21 protein-coding genes and 1 tRNA gene are annotated in these 17,866 nt (G+C 69.1%); 15 read left to right on the forward strand and 7 right to left on the reverse strand.

Annotation, left to right across the window (positions count from 1 at the left end; translation table 11 throughout):
- The first annotated feature begins 163 nt into the window (after positions 1 to 163).
- The 3 genes from VK682_RS12830 to VK682_RS12840 all read left to right on the forward strand — a co-directional run bounded on the left by VK682_RS12830 (position 164) and on the right by VK682_RS12840 (position 2,316).
- Positions 164 to 904, forward strand: coding sequence for a GntR family transcriptional regulator (locus tag VK682_RS12830; RefSeq protein WP_230797154.1), 741 nt, complete (start codon positions 164 to 166; stop codon positions 902 to 904).
- Entirely contained in the window at positions 901 to 1,668 is a 768-nt protein-coding gene (locus VK682_RS12835) for an SDR family oxidoreductase (protein ID WP_230797153.1), read from the forward strand. Before VK682_RS12830 ends, VK682_RS12835 begins: the two co-directional genes overlap by 4 nt.
- Positions 1,669 to 1,881: 213 nt before the next feature.
- Complete coding sequence (locus VK682_RS12840; protein WP_230797152.1) at positions 1,882 to 2,316, forward strand: DUF4168 domain-containing protein; 435 nt, start codon at positions 1,882 to 1,884, stop codon at positions 2,314 to 2,316.
- Between the two features lie 65 nt (positions 2,317 to 2,381).
- Here VK682_RS12840 and VK682_RS12845 read toward each other — a convergent pair whose 3' ends face one another.
- Positions 2,382 to 3,020, reverse strand: a complete 639-nt coding sequence (locus VK682_RS12845) for a hypothetical protein (protein WP_324782035.1) — start codon at positions 3,018 to 3,020, stop codon at positions 2,382 to 2,384.
- A 470-nt stretch (positions 3,021 to 3,490) separates the two neighbouring features.
- Positions 3,491 to 5,293 (reverse strand): translation elongation factor 4, encoded by a 1,803-nt coding sequence (gene lepA, locus VK682_RS12850; RefSeq protein ID WP_089844508.1) that lies wholly within the window; start codon positions 5,291 to 5,293, stop codon positions 3,491 to 3,493.
- 303 nt (positions 5,294 to 5,596) lie between these two features.
- On the opposite strand from lepA, the gene VK682_RS12855 reads away from it, so the two are divergent.
- Entirely contained in the window at positions 5,597 to 5,941 is a 345-nt protein-coding gene (locus VK682_RS12855) for a hypothetical protein (RefSeq protein WP_089844506.1), read from the forward strand.
- A 16-nt stretch (positions 5,942 to 5,957) separates the two neighbouring features.
- Here the strand turns inward: VK682_RS12855 and hisD are convergent, their stop codons facing one another.
- The gene (hisD, locus tag VK682_RS12860; RefSeq protein ID WP_089844504.1) at positions 5,958 to 7,247 is read right to left on the reverse strand and encodes a histidinol dehydrogenase; all 1,290 of its coding nucleotides are present in this window, start codon (positions 7,245 to 7,247) and stop codon (positions 5,958 to 5,960) included.
- A gap of 89 nt (positions 7,248 to 7,336) precedes the next feature.
- On the opposite strand from hisD, the gene VK682_RS12865 reads away from it, so the two are divergent.
- Positions 7,337 to 8,305, forward strand: coding sequence for a LysR family transcriptional regulator (locus VK682_RS12865; RefSeq protein ID WP_230797149.1), 969 nt, complete (start codon positions 7,337 to 7,339; stop codon positions 8,303 to 8,305).
- Between the two features lie 132 nt (positions 8,306 to 8,437).
- On the opposite strand, the gene VK682_RS12870 is transcribed toward VK682_RS12865, so the two are convergent.
- Positions 8,438 to 9,205, reverse strand: a complete 768-nt coding sequence (locus tag VK682_RS12870; RefSeq protein ID WP_230797148.1) for an alpha/beta fold hydrolase — start codon at positions 9,203 to 9,205, stop codon at positions 8,438 to 8,440.
- A 152-nt stretch (positions 9,206 to 9,357) separates the two neighbouring features.
- On the opposite strand from VK682_RS12870, the gene VK682_RS12875 reads away from it, so the two are divergent.
- Positions 9,358 to 9,738, forward strand: a complete 381-nt coding sequence (locus tag VK682_RS12875; protein ID WP_230797147.1) for a hypothetical protein — start codon at positions 9,358 to 9,360, stop codon at positions 9,736 to 9,738.
- A 7-nt stretch (positions 9,739 to 9,745) separates the two neighbouring features.
- Here the strand turns inward: VK682_RS12875 and VK682_RS12880 are convergent, their stop codons facing one another.
- Both VK682_RS12880 and VK682_RS12885 read right to left on the reverse strand, forming a co-directional pair.
- Positions 9,746 to 10,441 (reverse strand): NUDIX hydrolase, encoded by a 696-nt coding sequence (locus VK682_RS12880; RefSeq protein ID WP_230797146.1) that lies wholly within the window; start codon positions 10,439 to 10,441, stop codon positions 9,746 to 9,748.
- Between the two features lie 50 nt (positions 10,442 to 10,491).
- A complete protein-coding gene (locus tag VK682_RS12885) occupies positions 10,492 to 10,932 on the reverse strand; it encodes a DUF983 domain-containing protein (protein WP_230797145.1) in 441 nt (146 codons plus the stop codon).
- Between the two features lie 221 nt (positions 10,933 to 11,153).
- On the opposite strand from VK682_RS12885, the gene VK682_RS12890 reads away from it, so the two are divergent.
- The 4 genes from VK682_RS12890 (at position 11,154) to VK682_RS12905 (ending at position 13,277) form a co-directional block, all read left to right on the forward strand.
- A complete protein-coding gene (locus tag VK682_RS12890) occupies positions 11,154 to 11,732 on the forward strand; it encodes an EF-hand domain-containing protein (protein ID WP_230797144.1) in 579 nt (192 codons plus the stop codon).
- A 93-nt stretch (positions 11,733 to 11,825) separates the two neighbouring features.
- Positions 11,826 to 12,410 carry an RNA polymerase sigma factor gene (locus tag VK682_RS12895; protein ID WP_089844490.1) on the forward strand — a complete coding sequence of 195 codons (585 nt, stop codon included), beginning with the start codon at positions 11,826 to 11,828 and terminating at the stop codon, positions 12,408 to 12,410.
- On the forward strand, positions 12,403 to 12,780 hold the full coding sequence (locus VK682_RS12900) for a hypothetical protein (RefSeq protein ID WP_230797143.1): 378 nt from the start codon (positions 12,403 to 12,405) through the stop codon (positions 12,778 to 12,780). The genes VK682_RS12895 and VK682_RS12900 overlap by 8 nt, the downstream gene beginning before the upstream one ends.
- Positions 12,780 to 13,277 (forward strand): periplasmic heavy metal sensor, encoded by a 498-nt coding sequence (locus VK682_RS12905; RefSeq protein WP_230797142.1) that lies wholly within the window; start codon positions 12,780 to 12,782, stop codon positions 13,275 to 13,277. The genes VK682_RS12900 and VK682_RS12905 overlap by 1 nt, the downstream gene beginning before the upstream one ends.
- Positions 13,278 to 13,335: 58 nt before the next feature.
- Here the strand turns inward: VK682_RS12905 and VK682_RS12910 are convergent, their stop codons facing one another.
- Positions 13,336 to 14,760, reverse strand: coding sequence for a diguanylate cyclase domain-containing protein (locus VK682_RS12910; protein WP_230797141.1), 1,425 nt, complete (start codon positions 14,758 to 14,760; stop codon positions 13,336 to 13,338).
- A 119-nt stretch (positions 14,761 to 14,879) separates the two neighbouring features.
- Between VK682_RS12910 and VK682_RS12915 the strand changes: the two genes are divergently transcribed.
- The 5 genes from VK682_RS12915 (at position 14,880) to VK682_RS12935 (ending at position 17,747) form a co-directional block, all read left to right on the forward strand.
- The gene (locus VK682_RS12915; RefSeq protein WP_089844483.1) at positions 14,880 to 15,164 is read left to right on the forward strand and encodes a DUF3572 domain-containing protein; all 285 of its coding nucleotides are present in this window, start codon (positions 14,880 to 14,882) and stop codon (positions 15,162 to 15,164) included.
- Complete coding sequence (locus VK682_RS12920; RefSeq protein WP_230797140.1) at positions 15,161 to 15,868, forward strand: HAD family hydrolase; 708 nt, start codon at positions 15,161 to 15,163, stop codon at positions 15,866 to 15,868. The genes VK682_RS12915 and VK682_RS12920 overlap by 4 nt, the downstream gene beginning before the upstream one ends.
- A gap of 92 nt (positions 15,869 to 15,960) precedes the next feature.
- On the forward strand, positions 15,961 to 16,578 hold the full coding sequence (locus VK682_RS12925) for a heme NO-binding domain-containing protein (RefSeq protein ID WP_230797139.1): 618 nt from the start codon (positions 15,961 to 15,963) through the stop codon (positions 16,576 to 16,578).
- Entirely contained in the window at positions 16,575 to 17,579 is a 1,005-nt protein-coding gene (locus VK682_RS12930; protein WP_230797138.1) for a GGDEF domain-containing protein, read from the forward strand. The genes VK682_RS12925 and VK682_RS12930 overlap by 4 nt, the downstream gene beginning before the upstream one ends.
- Before the next feature lie 93 nt (positions 17,580 to 17,672).
- Positions 17,673 to 17,747, forward strand: a tRNA-Gln gene (locus VK682_RS12935).
- Positions 17,748 to 17,866 lie beyond the last annotated feature (119 nt).

Genomic DNA, 17,866 nt, shown 5'->3' on the forward strand with positions numbered 1-17,866 from the left:
TCCTCCCTTTGTGACGATCACAGCGGGGTGTGGCCCCTGATTTTCCCGGCTGACTTTCCTCCTCCGCCGGGAGATCAATGGTTGCCTTCTTGCCCGTTCTGTTGTGATCTGAGATCACAGTTGCAGAGGGGGCACCTTCGAGTCAACAGGAGTTCCCGACGCCATGTCGCAAAATCTGGATCAGATCCGCCCCGCGCGCCGCCAGACCCTGTCGGATCAGGTGCATGACACGCTGAGCGAGATGCTGCTGTCCGGCGCGCTGCGCCCGCGCGACCGGCTGTCGCTGCGCGATCTGGCCGAGCGGCTGGAAGTGTCGATGATGCCCGTGCGCGAGGCGGTGAGCCGCCTTGCCGCCAGCGGCGCGCTGGACGTGTCACCGAAACGCGCGGTGATGGTGCCGCTGATGACCTCGGACGCCTTCGCCGATCTGACGCAGGTGCGGATGCTGACCGAGGGCGAGGCGGCACGGCTCGCCGCCAGCCGCGCGAGCCGCACCGAAATCGCCGGGATCCTCGCGCTGGCCGACCGGTTCGAGGAGGTGCTGGATGCCGCCTATGGCAGCGCCGCCGCCGTGGCCGCCAACAAGGATCTGCATTTTGCGCTTTATCGCGCGGCGGGATCACCCGCACTGATGGAGGTGATCACCATGCTCTGGCTCAAGGCCGGGCCGATCATCAATTTCGACATCGGGGTGGAGGCGGGCGTGCCCTCGGAGGAGGAGATGTCGCGCTCGCGCACCCACCATTCCCGCGCCCATCACCGCCAGCTCTGCGAGGCGCTCTCCGCGCGCGACGGCGCGGCGGCGGCGCAGGCCATTGCCGAGGACATCCGTGTCGCCTCGGACCTGATCCGCGCCCATGGCGCGATGGACACGGACAACAGCCGCAGGAGGATCATGCCATGAAGCTGGAACTGGAGGGCGCGCGCGTCATCGTCACCGCAGGCGCGCAGGGCATTGGCCGCGCCATTGTCGAGGCCTATCTGGCCGAAGGCGCCCACGTCGCCACCTGCGACATCAACGAGGCCGCGCTGGAGACGCTGCCGGGCGAGGTGTTCCGGCAGCGGGCCGATATGGGCGATGCGGGCCAGATCGCCGGGTTCATGACTGCCGCCATGGCCCATCTGGGCGGGCTCGACGTGCTGGTGAACAATGCGGGCATCGCGGGCCCCACCGGCCCGGTGGAGGAAATCGACCCCGCCGACTGGGAAGCCTGCCTGACTGTCTGCCTGACCTCGCAGTTCCATTGCGTGCGCCATGCCGTGCCCGCGCTGCGGCAAAGCGGCAATGCCTCGATCATCAACCTGTCCTCGATGGCGGGGCGGGTCGGTTTCGCGCTGCGTACGCCCTATGCGGCGGCGAAATGGGGGGTGATCGGGCTGACCAAGTCGCTGTCGATCGAACTGGGCCGCGACGGCATCCGCTGCAACGCCATCCTGCCCGGGCTTGTCGCCGGGGACCGCCAGCGCCGCGTGCTGGAGGCCAAGGCGCAGCGGCAGGGCCGCAGCTTCGAAGAGGTGGAGGCCTCGGCCTTTTCCCACACATCGCTCAAGGAATATGTGCAGCCCGAGCAGATCGCCGACCAGATCATGTTCCTGACCAGCCCGCGCGGGCGCACCATCTCGGGTCAGGCGGTGTCGGTCTGCGGCGACTGCCAGATGCTGGCCTGACCGCGCGACCGTGACACGGGGGCGCAAAGGGTTCCATTGCGGCGCTCCCTTTGCGCGGTCTGCCGCCGGTCGCGGGCGGCGGTTCCGGCGGCTCGCCGCCGCCGCAGGACCACAGGGCGTGCCACCCTTTGCAGCGGGCCGCCGGGCTGCCTAGCTCTGGGGGGACACCGCAGGACAGGTCTGCGGCCAAGCAAGTCGAGAAGGAGACAATCGATGAAACGCACAGGTATGCTGCTGAAATCCACGGTCATTGCCGCCCTCGTCGCCGCCCCCATGGCGCCGGTGCTGGCGCAGGACGCCATGCCCGCCGATCCCGCAACCCCGGCCGCGCCCGAAGCGCCCGCCGCGAATTTCAGCGATGACCAGCTGACCTCGTTCGTCGACGCCGCGATGAGCGTTCAGGAACTGCGTCAGGATTACATGACCCGCATCGACGCCACCGAAGCGCCCGAGGAAAAGCAGGCGCTGGTCACCGAGGCGCAGACCGAGATGGCCTCCGCCGTCGAGGAAACCGATGGCATGGACATCGCGACCTACAACCAGATCGGTCAGGCCGCGCAGGCCGACCCGCAGCTGAACGAACGCATCATGGCGATGGTGCAGACCCGTCAGGGCCCGGAAGACGGGCAGGGCACCATGACGGAATGACAGCCCGGTGCTGACGTGACAGGGGGCCGTGCCGCAAGGCGCGGCCCTTTGTCATTCTATCTTGGTCATTCCACGGGGGCCGCATCCATCTCGGTCTCGGTCGGGACAAAGACCACCCGCCCGATGCGGCGGTTCGGCCCCCAGCTGCGATGCTTCAGCATGCCGTCGACGATATACAGATCCTCGACCAGATAGCTGTGCCGCTTGCCCGCCTCGTCATAGACTTCGATAAACGGGTTGAGCGTGTTTTCCTCCAGCCGGAAATAGGCCGGGTCGGAATGCGCCTGAAAATCCCGCATGACCTGCAGCACCGCGTCATATTCGGTGATGCGCTCGTCGACAAAAAGCGCGCAGGTCGCCTCATATCCGGCGCCCCCCGCCACCACGATCAGCGCGGGCACCCAGACCGTCGGGTTCAGCACCACCGAGGCCACGCCGCCCGCGCCGCCCGCACCTTCGATCAGGCCGACGGTGCTGCTGGTGGCGGCGCCAAGCTTGGTGCCCAGAAGGGTCAGCCCGCTGGTGGTGTTGACCAGCGTGTAGAACCCGCCATCCGCCACCCGGTCGACCACGCCGCCCGCAAGGTCGGCAGCCCCCGCCACGGTGTCGCCCACCAGACGGCTGGGCCGGTAATCACAGACAGCCGCGGCGGCGGGGGCAGCCGACAGCGCCAGCAGAAGCGGAGCAAGGCAGAGGCGGGACATGGCGGATCCAAAGGTAAAAGGGGCTGTGCCCTTCTACCTCTGGCTGTGCGTCTGTGGGAAGGGTCCATGACAGGGCCCCCCGACACGACCGCGTGAACCTTAGGGCGTTCCGGCTGCGGCCATCTCGACAAAGACGACGCGCCCGATCTCCCTGTCGAAGCCAAGGCGGCGATGCTTCAGCACTCCCGCAGGGGTCAAGTGCAGCCTGTTGCGGATACGGAGGGTGGGGGTGGTCGCGTCCCGGCAAGCTGGAACTCCCCAGGATTGACCTCCGTCGAAACCTGCGGCATCCCCTCTAGCACCTCGGAAGACGTTCATCGCAAGCGACGCCACTCACCTTGGCACGCTGGCACCTTGGGAAGACTGGAGCCAAGGGTAAAACGCAAATCCCCGCAGGCCAGACAGGCTCTGCGGGGAGTCATACGTCCATAACGCCGCGGTCCGGCGCCGGAGAGACGCAGACCTGCGGCTCAGCTGTCCATCTTCAGCGCGGAGATGAAGGCTTCCTGCGGAATCTCCACCTTGCCGAACTGGCGCATCTTCTTCTTGCCGGCCTTCTGCTTTTCCAGCAGCTTTTTCTTCCGCGTCGCGTCGCCGCCGTAACATTTGGCGGTCACGTCCTTGCGCATGGCCGACAGGGTCTCGCGCGCGATGACCTTGCCGCCGATCGCCGCCTGAATCGGGATCTTGAACATGTGGCGCGGGATCAGCTCCTTGAGCTTCTCGCACATGGCGCGGCCCCGCATTTCGGCACGGTCGCGATGCACCATCATGGACAGCGCGTCCACCGGCTCGTCATTCACCAGAACCTGCATCTTCACGAGGTTGTCCTCGCGATAGCCTTCCAGATGGTAATCGAAGGAGGCATAGCCCTTGGTCACCGATTTCAGCCGGTCGTAGAAATCGAACACCACCTCGTTCAGCGGCAGGTCATAGACCGCCATGGCGCGCCCGCCCACATAGGTCAGGTCAAGCTGGATGCCGCGCCGGTCCTGACAGAGCTTCAGCACGTCGCCCAGATACTCGTCGGGCACCATGATGGTGGCCTTGATCCGTGGCTCCTCGATATGGTCCACGGTCGTCATGTCGGGCATGTCGGCGGGGTTGTGCAGGTCGCGCCGTTCCCCGTCCTTGGTGTAAAGATGGTAGATCACCGACGGTGCCGTGGTGATCAGCTCGATGTTGTATTCGCGCTCCAGCCGGTCGCGGATCACCTCGAGGTGCAGAAGCCCCAGAAAGCCGCAGCGGAAGCCGAAACCCAGCGCCGCCGAGCTTTCCATCTCGTAGGTGAAAGAGGCGTCGTTCAGCGCCAGCTTTTCGATCGCGTCGCGCATGTCGTTGAAATCGTTGGCATCGACCGGGAAAAGCCCGCAGAATACCACCGGCACCGACGGCTTGAAGCCCGGCAGCGGCTCGGCGCAGGGTTTCCGTTCATGGGTGATGGTGTCGCCGACGCGGGTGTCGCGCACCTGCTTGATCGAGGCGTTGAGATAGCCGATCTCGCCCGGGCCAAGCTCCTTCACGCCGGTCATGGCGGGGCGGTAGACGCCCACGTCATCCACGTCATAGGTGCCGCCGGTCTTCATCATGCGGATGCGGTCGCCCTTGCGCAGCACGCCGTCGATGATGCGCACGATACAGATCACGCCCAGATACTGGTCGTATTTCGAATCTACCAGCATCGCCTTCAGCGGCTTGTCGCGGTCGCCCTCATGGGGCGGGGGCAGGCGCTTGACGATGGCTTCCAGAACGTCGGGGATGCCGACGCCGGTCTTGGCGGAAATCAGGCAGGCCTGCGAGGCGTCTATGCCGATCACGTCCTCGATCTGCTCCTTCACCCGGTCGGGTTCGGCGGCGGGCAGATCGACCTTGTTCAGCACTGGCACGATCTCGTGGTCGGCATCGATGGCGGTATAGACATTGGCAAGCGTCTGCGCCTCGACGCCCTGTGTGGCATCCACCACCAGCAGCGAGCCTTCGACCGCGTGCATCGACCGCGCCACCTCATAGGCGAAGTCGACATGCCCGGGCGTGTCGATCAGGTTCAGGACATAGGTCTGCCCGTCCTGCGCCGGATATTCGATGCGCACGGTGTTGGCCTTGATCGTGATGCCCCGCTCGCGCTCGATATCCATCGAGTCGAGCATTTGCTCCTGCATGTCGCGTTCCGCGACAGTGCCGGTGAGCTGGATCAGCCGGTCGGCCAGGGTGGATTTCCCGTGGTCGATATGGGCGACGATGGAGAAGTTACGGATGTGCGCGAGATCGGTCATGATGCCCGGATATGTAAGGGATTCCGCTCCCGGTCAAGCCGGATCGCAAGCCCATCCGGCGGCCTGCCGCTTCTTCTGACCACAAATATCCCGGGGGAGGCCACGCGGCAGCGTGGCCGGGGGCAGCGCCCCCGCCCGCGAAGCGGCCCCGGGCGGCGCCTTGGGCGGCAAAGGCGGGGCCTCTTCCGCCTGCCAACGGATCGGTGAATTGAAAATATCGCAATTCTGCGGCATCCTGCCGTGAAGCTCCGCAAGACGTGTCGGCAGGACGCGCGAGGGGCATCGAGCAGAGAGTTCAGAGCAATGAAACCGATTTATCTCGTGACGATTCTCGCCGTGCTGGCGGGCTGCGGCGGCGGCTCGCGCTCGGGCAGCGAGTATCAGGTGGTGCGCACCGCCTCCGGCCCCATCAGCAAGGCCTGCATGGCCTCGGACCGCAAGGCGCGCAATCCGGCGCTTTGCGGCTGCGTGCAGGCGGCGGCGAATGTGGACCTGACCTCGGGCGACCAGCGCCGCATGGTCGGATTTTACCGCGACCCGCACGAGGCGCAGGAAGTGCGCCAGTCCGACCGCAGCCGCGACCGCGACTTCTGGGACCGCTACAGCGCCTTCGTCACCCGCGCCGAAGGCATGTGCGCCGGGCTCTGAACCCGTCTCCCGCCGCTCAGCCGCAGGCGCGCAGATGCGGCGGCGGCACCAGCCGCGCCTCGGCGCTGCGGGCATGGCCCTCCATGCCCTCGGCGCGGGAAATCGCGGCGCTGGCCCGGGCAAGCTCGGGCAGGGCGGCGGGGGCGGCCTGCTGCCATGTCACGCATTTGAGGAATTTCAGCACCGACAGCCCGCCGGTATGCCGCGCCGCCCCCCCGGTGGGCAGCACATGGTTGGGCCCCGCCGCCTTGTCGCCAAAGGCGACCGTGGTCTCCGCCCCCAGAAACAGCGAGCCATAGGCGCGCAGCCGCCCGCGCCACCAGCCCGGATCGGCGGCCATCACGTGCAGGTGTTCGGGGGCGTAGCGGTCGGCCAGGTCCGCCATCTCTTCGGGGCTCGCGGCCAGCATCACCTCGCCCATCTGCGCCCATGCGGCGCGGGCCGCCGCGCGGTTGGGCTCTGGCAGGGCCTCGGCCAGCAGGGGCACCAGCGCCAGCACCGCCTCGGCCAGCGGGCGGTGCGTGGTGACCAGCCAGCAGGGGGAGGTGGCGCCATGTTCGGCCTGCGCCACCAGATCGGCGGCGACGCGCTGCGGATCGGCGCTGGCATCGGCAAGGATCATCACATCGGTCGGCCCCGCCACCATGTCGATGCCCACCGGCCCGAAAAGCTGCCGCTTGGCCTCCGCCACATAGGCATTGCCGGGACCCGCAAGGATGTCCGCCGCAGGCCCGCCGAAGAGGCCAAAGGCCAGCGCCGCGATCCCCTGCACCCCGCCAAGCGCCAACACCCGCCGCGCCCCGGCCAGATGCAGCGCGTGCAGCACGGCGGGCGGGATGCCCTCCGGCCCGGGCGGGGTGGCGGCCACCACCTGCGCCACACCTGCCGCGCGCGCCGTGGTCACCGTCATCAGCGCCGAGGCGATATGGGCATAGCGCCCGCCGGGCACGTAGCAGCCCGCGCAATCCACCGGGATCAGCCGCTGACCGGCGCGCAGGCCGGGGCGCAGCTCCACCTCGAATTCCTGCACCGACCCGCGCTGCGCCTCGGCAAAGGCGCGGATATTGGCATGGGCATAGGCGATGTCCTCGACCAGCGTCACCGGCAGGGCGCGGTGCGCACGGGCAAGGCTCGCCTCGGGGACCACCACCTCCTGCTGCCAGCCATCCAGCCGCCGCGCGTAATCCCGCGCCGCCTCCTCGCCGCCCGCGCGCAGGCGGGCCAGCATGATCTGCACGGTGTCCTTGATGTCGGCGGCGCCTTCGGGCGGCAGGCCGGGAGCGGTTTTAAGATAAGTCACGGGCATGGCGTTTGGTGTTGACCTGCGGGCTTCAGAGTTTCAGGAAGAGCGAAAGGACGGGAGGTGCGGCACCTGCCCGGAAGGAGGCAGGACCGATGCTGATGAAAGGGGTGACGCTGCGCGGGCTCGAGGTGTTCGAGGCGCTGGCGGCCACCGGCTCCGTGGCGCAGGCCGCCGAACGCACCGGGCTCAGCCAGCCTGCCGTCAGCCAGCAGATGCGCAATCTGGAAACCGCGCTTGGCACGGAACTGGTGGATCATGGCCGCCGCCCGATGCAGCTGACCTCGGCGGGGCGCAGTTTCCTGAGCCGCACGCAGGTGGTGCTGGGCCAGCTGCGGCTGGCGCAGAACGAACTGACGGTGATGGATCTGACCCATCTGTCGGTGCTGAACCTTGGCGTGATCGACGATTTCGACAATGACGTGACCCCGCAGCTGGTGACCATCCTTGCCGAGAACATGACGCGCTGCCGGTTCAAGCTGGTCACCGCCCCCAGCCACGAGATTGTCGAGGCGATGCGGGCGCGCAGCCTGCATATCGGCATTTCCGCCAGCCCCGGCGGGGTGATGGAAGGGGTCATCGAATATCCGCTGGCGCGCGATCCGTTTATTCTTGTGGCGCCGCGCGACCGCATGTCCGAACTGGGCGGGCCAGATGCGCTGATGCGGGCGCTGCCCTTCCTGCGCTATGACCGCGACCAGATGATCGGGCGCCAGATCGAGGCGCATCTGGCCCGGCTCAAGCTGGATTTCCCCGAACGGTTCGAGATCGGCGCGCATCTGTCGCTGATGACGCTGGTGGCGCGCGGCATGGGCTGGGCGATCACCACGCCCTTGGGTTACATGCGCGCGGCACGGATGCATGACCGGCTGGAGGCGCATCCGCTGCCCTTCACGCCCTTTGCCCGCACCATCGCGCTGTTTGCTGCCGCCGACTGGGCCGACCGGGTGCCGCGCGACGTGGCGCGCACCATGCGCATGCTGGTGGCCGATCAGGTGATGGGTCCGGCGCTGCGGCAGCTGCCATGGCTCGACGGCAAGCTGCGCCTGATCGAACCCGAATGATCCTGTCTGTGCCGTCTCGCTGACCATCACGCTCTCCGCCGGTCCGCGCAGACAGAAGCAGGCCGCCCCCACCCGCAAGAGGGGGCGCGGCTCTTTCGCAAAGAGGGATGGCCGGTTTCCGAAAAGCCGAATTCAGGCGGCGGTCATGTCCAGAAAGGCGCGCACGGCGGCTTCGAACTCGCGCGGTTTTTCGGCATGCAGCCAATGCCCGCAGCCGGGCAGCTTGGCGAATTTGGCCGATCCGAACAGCGCGCGAATCCGCTCGCGGTGTTCGGGCAGCACATAGTCCGACTCCGCCCCGGACAGGAACAGCGCGGGCCCGTCGAACCGGCCCTCGATCTCGGGGAAGGACAGGATGGTCGGCATCTCGCGCGCCAGCACGTCAAGGTTGAGCATCCAGCGCCGCGCCTTCAGATCCAGCGATTGCGTGAAGAAGCTGGCCAGCGCCGGATCCTCCACCAGCCGTTCCAGCTGCGCCACGGCATCGGAGCGTTTTTCGACGCGCCCCAGATCGACCGCCTGCATGGCGTCGATGTTGTGCTGCTGGCTGTGGCCATAGGTGACGGGCGCGATGTCGGCGACGATCAGCCGGTTGACCAGCGTGGGCCGGGTCAGCGCCAGCACCATCGCGGCCTTGCCGCCCATGGAGTGACCCAGCACGTTGGCACGCCCGCCAAGGCTGTCGATCACCTTGGCCAGATCCTCGGCCATGGCGGGATAGCTGTGGCTTTCCTCCCAGGGCGAGGCGCCGTGATTGCGCAGATCCACCGCGATGACCTCGCGCCGGTCGGACAGGCGTTTGGCGATCACCCCCCAGTTGCGGGCGGACCCGAACAACCCGTGGATGATCAGCAGCGGCGGTTCATCGGTGGCGGCACCGTGGCGGAGAAGGTTCAGCATGGCCCCGTTCTAGAACCGGGCGCGGCGCGGGGGAAGGGGCAAAAGTGCTGTGCCAGAGCGGCGCCCCTTGCGGGGCTTGGTGGTGGCGCCCCTTGCGGGGCTTGAGAGTGGCGCCCCTTGCGGGGCGACGCAAAATGCCGGAACCTGCGCGCATGAGCAGTGTCACCGAGCCCCCCGTCTTTGCCGAAACCGCCCGTCTGCAGGCGCTGTTTGACCAGCATCTTGGCCTGCGTCGCGGCAGCTTTGCCAGCAGGGCGCGCGCCGCCTCCCGTCATCTGCCGCGCCCGCTGCGCGCCGATCTGGCGCAGGTGGTGGCGGCGACGCGGCTGATGGGGCCGCCGAAGCTGTTCCGCCAGATCGACGCGGCGGCGCTTTCTGCCGCCAGCAACCGCATCGCCGCACATCTGAAAACCATCGACCGCGCCGACCGCCGCCGCGGGCTGTGGCTGGGCATCCTTGGCGCGATCATGGCCAATATCCTGATCCTGACCGCCCTTCTGATCGCGCTGCTGCGCTGGCGCGGGCTGGTCTGATCCGGCCTCAGTCCGGCTGCGGCGCGCCGTAAAGCCGCAGGAACAGGCTCTGTTCGTCATCATTGCGGAAAAACGGCACCGAGGCGGGCGGGCTTGCATCCTGCGCGCGGGCGGCGATTTCGCCCAGCACCACCTCGGTGATGAAGGGCAGATCCAGACGCCGCACCTCGTCAAGCGCGATCCAGTGCAGATGCGAAAGCTCGTCGCAGGCCGCCGAGAAATCATCGGGATCCGAGGCAAGCTCTTCGGCCTCCAGCAGGAAGAACCGCGCGTCGAAACGGCGCGGGCGGCCCGGCGGGGTGATGGCGCGGAAGACGAACTGCAGCGCCGAGGCATCGGGCAGATGGCCGGTGGCGGCAAAGCGGCGCCAGCCCTGCGGCGGCGGGTCCGTCCATGTGCCCGACCTGCCCAGCACGAGGCCGGTTTCTTCCCAAAGCTCGCGCACGGCGGCCACGGCCAGCGCATGGGCGATGCCCTCGGGGGCGTTTTCAGTCAGGCGCGCGGCGCAGAGCGGCGGCAGCGGGCGGGCCAGCGGCACCTCGGCATCCTCGGCATCCACGGCACCGCCCGGAAAGACGAACTTGTTGGGCATGAAGGCCGCCTTGGCGCCGCGCTGCCCCATCAGCACGCGCGGGCGGGTGTCCCGGTCGCGCAGCACGATCACGGTGGCCGCGTCGCGCAGGCCGGTCTTGTCAAGCACCATGGTCTTTTCCCTCCTTCGGCCCGGCCCGCAGGCCCCGGCAAGGAGGCCGTTCAGCGGGGCGCGGCGAATCCGTGCATCCCGCGCGCCCATTGAAAGCCCACGATCGCCCCCTTCAGCCTTGGCAGAAGATAGAGGGAGAGGCCGATGCAGCCAACAAGGAAGATCGTCATCAGGATCAGCGGCTCTGGCCGCCATGTGGTGAAGACCCAGAGCAGGCCGGGGGCCATGATATGGCCCACGATGAGGATGGTCAGATAGGCGGGGCCGTCATCGGCACGGTGATGGTGCAGTTCCTCGCGGCAGACCGGGCAATGGTCGCGCACCTTGAGATAGCCGCGCAGCACCGGGCCGGACCCGCATTTGGGACAGCGTCCCCGGTAGCCCCGCCAGACGGCGGGCCATGTGTCCCGCTCGGCGGCGGGGGAGGTGGGGGCGGCAACGGAAGCGGGCTCCGCTCCGTCGTGCAGAGATGTGTCGGACAGATCGGACATGGATGTTCCTCGGGCGCGAATGTCCTGAAAATGGGGCAGGAGCGGTCCGGATGAAAGGGGGCACGATGACCTTGCGTCGGGATGTCGCAAACCCGCCCCGCGGCGGCAGGCGCCGGATTTTCTGCGCGGGGCCGCGACGGAAGCGCCGGGGCGGCGCGTGTCATGTCCAGATCGACGGGGCAAGACCCGCCGAGATGACGCGACAGACAGGAGTTCGCAGCATGACCCACGTGACCCGCTTTCTGACCGGCGCCGCCATCCTTGTGATGGGGTCGGCAAGCCTTGCCGCCGCCTTTCCGGGGGACCGCCCCGAAGGCCCGCGCGACGGTGGCCCGGCGCCTGCGCCGATGATGTTCCGCATGATCGATGCGGATGGCGACGGGCAGGTGACCCGCGCCGAGATGGAGGCCGCAGGCCCCGCCGCGGCCTTTGCCGCCGCCGATGCGGATGGCAGCGGCACGCTGGAGGGCGCGGAACTGACCGCTTTCGAGGAGGCGCGGCAGGCAGAGCACGAGGCGATGCGCCTGCGGATGCGCCAGCAGCGGATGCTGGACCGGCTCGATGCCGACAAGGACGGATCGCTGAGCCTTGAGGAACTGCAGGCGCGTGGCCCGGCGGGGATGTTCGAGCGTCTGGATGCCGATAGCGACGGCACCGTGACCGGCGAGGAACTGGCCGCCGCCCGCGCGATGCGCGACCGCGACGGCGATGGCCCGCGCGGCGATGGCCCGCGCGGCGGCTGGCACGAGCACGGGCGCGAGCATGGCAAGCGCCCCGGTGGCGAGCGCTGGGACCGCTGAGCTGATCGCTGACCCCGGGATCCCTGCGGATCCCGGGGACAGCGGAGGATTGCGCGGGGCCCGGCATCGGGCTAGCGCGGGGACATGGACCGGATGCCCTACGACGCGATGACCGACACAAGCGACGAGCAGCTGCTGGCGGCCTATGCCGCAGGCGCACCCGGGGCGGCGCGGGCGCTGACCGCCCGGCTGGGGCCGCTGGCCTTTGGCCATGCCTTCCGGATGCTGCGCGACCGGGCCGAGGCGGAGGATGTGGCGCAGGAGGCGCTGCTGCGGCTGTGGCGGGCGGCGCCGGGCTGGCGCGAGGGCGAGGCCAAGGTGTCGACATGGCTTTACAAGGTGGTGTCGAATCTCTGCATCGACCGGATGCGGCGCAGGCGCGGCGGCTTTGCCGCGCTGGAGGATGTGGCGGAACCTGCCGATCCCGCGCCCTCTGCCGCCGCGCGGCTGCAGGAACGGTCGCGGGCCGAGGCGCTGGAGGGCGCGCTGGCGGCGCTGCCCGACCGGCAGAAACAGGCGGTGGTGCTGCGGCATCTGGAGGGGCTGACCAACCCCGAAATCGCCGCGATCATGGACATTGGGGTGCGTGCGGTGGAAAGTCTGACCGCGCGCGGACGCAAGGCGCTGGAGGGGCTGCTGGCGCCCCGGCGCGCGGATCTGGGGTATGAGGATGACTGACAGGCCAAGCAACGAGGAGGGCGCGCTGGCGCCATGGTTCGCGGCGGGCCGCGAGGCCGCACCGCTGCCCTCGGGCGAGTTCATGGCCCGGATGGAGGCGCTGGCGCTGGAAAGCCAGCCCGCGCCGCGTGCGGCCCCCGCCGCGCCTGCCCGGCAGAGCCGCGGGCCCGGACGGCTGCTGGCGCGGCTGCGCGCCATGGGCGGCTGGCCCGCGCTGGCGGGGCTGACCGCCGCCTGTGCCATGGGCCTCTGGATCGGCGCCGCAGCCCCCGAGGCGGCGGTGGACTGGGTGGCCACGGCCACGCAGGAGCAGGGGCTGTCCGGGCTCGATCCGGCCAGCGGGTTCGATTACGCGATGCTGGGGCTGTGATGATGGCGGAATCCGAGAAAAAGACGCGAACGCCGCTCTGGATGCGTGGGCTGCTGCTGGGCTCGCTGGCGCTGAACCTCGCGGTGGCGGGGATCGTGGCGGGGGGGCTGTGGCGGCATGGCCCCGAGCGGTTCGAGCCGCCGCGCGGGCGCGATTTTGTCACGCCCTATACCCGCGCCTTTACGCCGGAGCAGCGGCGCGAACTGGGGGCGCAGCTGCGCGCGCGGTTCGAGCGGGGCCGGGACGAGCGTCCGCCGCCCTTTGCGGATTACCGGCAGGCGCTGGATCTGCTGCGGCGCGAGCCCTTTGACCGCGCCGGGTTCGAGGCGGCGCTGGCGGCACAGGACGGGCGGGCGGCGGCGCGCCAGCAGATGGGCCAGCAGGTGCTGGCGGAGTATATGGCAGGGCTGCCGCCCGCCGCCCGCGCCGCCTATGCCGACCGGCTGCAGGAGGATCTGGACCGGCTGATCCGCCGCATCGAGAAGGCGCGGAAGTGACGGAGGGAGCGGTTGCGCCGCGCCTTCGGACGCGGCGCCCGGGACACGGGGTCGCGGGTCAGGCCCCGCGCCCCGCTGCGGCCACGCTGCCGCCGCTGCACCGGGGCGGCACCGGGGCCAGCGGCGCCATGCGGGCGCAGTTGCGCCCGGCATGTTTGGCGGCATAAAGCGCCCGGTCCGCCTGCAGCAGCAGCGCCTCCGGGCCTTCGGTGGCCTCGGGCGTGCGCAGGGCGAGCCCGATGCTGAGCGTGACCCGCACCCCCTGCGGCGCCTCCCGCAGCGCCACCGGCTGCGCCGCGACGAGGGCGCAGATCCGCTCGGCGCTGCGCCGCGCCTGATCGGCGCCGGTATCGGGCATGGCGATCAGAAACTCCTCTCCGCCGATGCGCGCCACCAGATCGGCTGCGCGCAGGTTCTGCATCAGCCGCGCGGCCACCTCGGTCAGCACCTGATCGCCTGCGGCATGGCCGTAGCTGTCATTCACCTGTTTGAAATGGTCGAGATCGGCCAGCAGCAGCGCATAGGGGCGGCGGGTTTGCACCGCGCGTTCCTCGAGCCGGGCCAGATGCGGCAGGGCGTAGCGGCGGTTGTAGAGCCCGGTCAGCGGATCGGTCACCGCCGCGCGCAGCCCGTCGCGCATGTCGGCGCGCAGCCGTTCGGCGGTGCGCTTGCGCGCCACCTGCCGGGGCAGGCGCACCGCCAGTTCCTCGGGGTCGAGCCCGTCGGCCAGAATGTCATTGGCGCCCAGATCCAGCGCGCTGGCGGCCAGATGCCGCGCCTCCGGTGCTGCGACATAGACAAGGCCCAGATGCCGGAAGCCGGGGCTGGCGCGCAGCTGTGCGAGCAGCCCCAGCCCGTCGCTTGCGCCGCCGCTGTCGGCGATGACCACCACATCGGGCTGGCCGGTCAGGCCGGTGCGGATGTCGGCGGGGCGCAGCACCCGGACCACCGCGCCCAGCCGGGTGCGCAGGCGGCAGGCCGCCTCCGCCAGCCCGCGCAGCGGCCCCATCGGCACGATCACCACCTGCGGCGGCGTCTCGAAGGCGCGCGGCGCCTCGGCCAGACCCAGCGCGCGGCGGGTGTCTTCGCGCAGGCGCAGCTCGTCCTCAGCATGGGCGTCGCGCAGCAGGCTGCGCAGCCGGGCCAGCAGCACGCTGTCATCGGCCTGCGGCCCCAGCACGTCCTCCGCCCCGGCGGCGAGGGCCGCCATGCGCGCCTGCGGGTCGGTCTGCCGCTGCAGCAGGATCAGCGGCATGTCGGCCAGACCGGCGCTGGCCTGCAGGGCGCTGCAGAACGCCTCTGCCTCCATGTCGGGCAGGTCGGCGGAGGCGATCACCAGATCGGGCCGCTCCTGCCGGATCAGGGCCAGCGCTTCGGCGCCGCTGCTTGCCTGCTGCACGTCGTAGAAGGCCGAGGTGAGTTTCACCCGCAGCACGATACGATTGGTCGGCACGCCATCGGCGATCAGGATTCGTCCGGTCATTGCAGCTGTCCAAGGCGAGCGGCGCCGCGATGCGGGACCGGGTGGTCCGGGCTTGCATCCGGCGTCCCGCTCAGTCTTTATAAAAACTGGTTAAGAAACGGTTGCGGAGTCTCCGGCCCATGTCGCTTTTGCAGGAACAGGCCGAACTGATCGGGCTTCAGGCCGTGGCGTGGCTGGCCGGGGAGGACGAGCTGCTGCCGGTCTTTCTGGGATCCACCGGCGCCTCCGAGCAGGATTTCCGCGAGGGTCTGGGTGATCCGGCCTTTCAGGGCGCGGTGCTGGATTTCCTGCTGATGAACGATGCGTGGGTGCGGCAGTTCTGCGCCGCGCAGGATCTCCCGCCCGACATGCCCTTCCGCGCGCGGCAGGCGCTGCCCGGCGGCGGCGAGGTGCACTGGACATGAGCCCCGCCATCGCGGCGGTGCTGTTCGACAAGGACGGCACGCTTTTCGATTTTGGCCGCACATGGAACGCGTGGTCGCTGCGTGCGCTGCGCGAGCTGTCGCAGGGCGATGCGCAGGTGATGGCCGCCATGGCCGAGGCGGCGCGGTTCGATCTGGTGGCGGGCCGGTTCCTGCCCGACAGCCCGATCATTGCGGGCACCAACCGCGAGGCGGCGGAATGTTTCGCCAGGGGTCTGCCCGGGGCCGATGTGGCGGCGATCGAATCCTATCTGGCGCAGGGTGCCGCAGAGGCGCCGCTGGCCGAGGCGGTGCCGCTTGATCCCTTCTTGCGCGGGCTTGCGGCGCAGGGGCTGCGGCTGGGGGTGATGACCAATGACACCGAATTTTCGGCCCGGGCGCAGCTGGGCCGGGCCGGGGTGCTGGAGCGGTTCGAGTTTGTCGCAGGCTTTGACAGCGGGTTTGGCGCCAAGCCCGCGCCCGATCCGCTGCTGGCCTTTGCTGCCCATGTCGGGCTGCGCCCCGATCAGGTGCTGATGGTGGGCGACAGCCGCCATGACCTGATCGCGGGGCGCGCGGCGGGCATGGCCACGGCGGGCGTGCTGACCGGCATGGCGCAGGCGGCGGATCTGGCGCCGCTGGCCGATGTGGTGCTGCCCGATATCGGCCATCTGCCGGGCTGGCTGGGGCTGGCGCTGCCGGTCTGACCGCCGGGATTGTCCTTAAACTTTGAGGTGTTGCGGGTTTCTTAAACCGCCCCGCGCTAAGGTCTGTCCGGAATCGCGGACGGAATGGGCAGATGCACGGGCTGATCGCAAGGACATTTCAGTGCTTCCTGCAGGACACCTATGGACAGGCGGTCTGGGAGGAGATTGCCACCGCCGCCCGGGTCGATCCGCCGGGATTCGAGGCGATGCTGGATTACGCCCCCGACCGGGTGGAGGCGGTGCTGGTGGCGGCGACAGAGCGGCTGCACCGCCCGCGCGAGACGATTCTGGAGGATGTGGGCACCTATCTGATCACCCATCCCAACAATGAAAGCCTGCGCCGCCTGATGCGCTATGGCGGGGTGGATTTTATCGACTTCCTGCATTCGCTGGAGGATCTGCCGGGCCGTGCCCGGCTGGCGGTGGCCGATCTGGTCCTGCCCGATCTGGAGCTGCGCGATGACATGACCGGGCAGTTCCTGCTGCTCTGCCATGGCTCCGGGGCGGGGCTGCGCGGCTTCGGGCAGGTGCTGGTGGGGGTGCTGCGCGCCATGGCCGACGATTACGGCGCGCTGGTCATCCTTGACCATCGCGGGCGGCGCTGCGGCACCGAGGTGATCGACATCACCGTGGTGGAGGCGGATTTTTCCGAAGGGCGCGATTTTGATCTGGGTGCGGCGCTGCCCCTGCGCGAGGGATATGGCGGATGACCCTGCCGCAAAGCAGCCTCGACCTGCTCTGCCCGCTGCATGCGCGGCTGGATGCGGCGGGGCGGCTGGCGGCGGCGGGGCCGACGCTGACCAAGCTGCTGGGCGGGGATGCGGCGCTGGGCGCGCCCTTCGCCACGGTGTTCGACATCTACCGCCCGCGCGAGGTCCAGACGCCGGAGGCGCTGCAGGATCTGGCCGGGCGCAAGCTGCAGCTGCGCCTGCGCCATGCCACACAGACGGCGCTGCGCGGCGTGGCGGTGCCGGACGGGCAGGGCGGGCTGGTGCTGAACCTGTCCTTCGGCATCGGCGTGGTGGAGGCGGTGCGCAGCCACGCGCTGACCAGCACCGATTTTGCGGCCACCGATCTCGCCATCGACATGCTCTATCTGGTGGAGGCGAAATCGGCGGCCATGGCCGCCTCGCGCACGCTGAACCGGCGGCTGCAGGGGGCGATGCTGGCCGCCGAACAGCGCGCCTATACCGATCCGCTGACCGGGCTGCGCAACCGCCGCGCGGTGGCGCATGTGCTGGGCGGGCTGCTGCGGCAGGAAAGCGCCTTCGCGCTGATGCATCTGGATCTGGATTACTTCAAGCAGGTGAACGATTCGCACGGCCATGGCGCGGGCGACCGGGTGCTGCAGGTGGTGGCGCGGGTCATGCTGGATCTCACCCGGCGCGATGACACGGTGGCGCGAATCGGCGGCGATGAATTTGTGCTGATTCTGGCCGGGCTTACCGGGCGCAAGCGGCTGGCGCATCTGGCCAGCCGCCTGATTCGCCGAATCGAGGAGCCGATTCCCGTCGGCGACACGCTGGCCCGGGTCTCTGCCAGCATCGGCATCGCCTGTCATGACGGCGGCGGCGGGCTGACGGCGGCGCAGGTGCTGCATGCTTCCGATCTGGCGCTTTATGCGGCCAAGCGCGCGGGGCGCGCGCAATATGCCTTTCTGCCTGTGGCAGAGGGGCGGACCGAAGCGCAGGAGGTGCTGCGCGATGGCTAGCGCGGGGACGGCAGGGCTGCGAAATTTCTGTCATATTTTTTCCGAGAAGGGGTTGATCCCGTCCGGAGGCTGGCGTAAATCCCGCTCCACAGTTGGGGCGTGGCCAAGTGGTAAGGCATCGGTTTTTGGTACCGTGTACCGTAGGTTCGAATCCTACCGCCCCAGCCAATTTTCTAGCAAGACACTGAAATGCTTGAAGGTTCTGGCGTCCGCCGGGACCGGTCGCGTCAGGCTTCGCCGCGCTGCGGGCGGGCTTCTGTGCCTGATCCGCGGGGTCTGGCCCTGCT

This window comes from Salipiger marinus, from assembly GCF_035481585.1.
GTDB classification, from domain to species: domain Bacteria; phylum Pseudomonadota; class Alphaproteobacteria; order Rhodobacterales; family Rhodobacteraceae; genus Salipiger; species Salipiger marinus.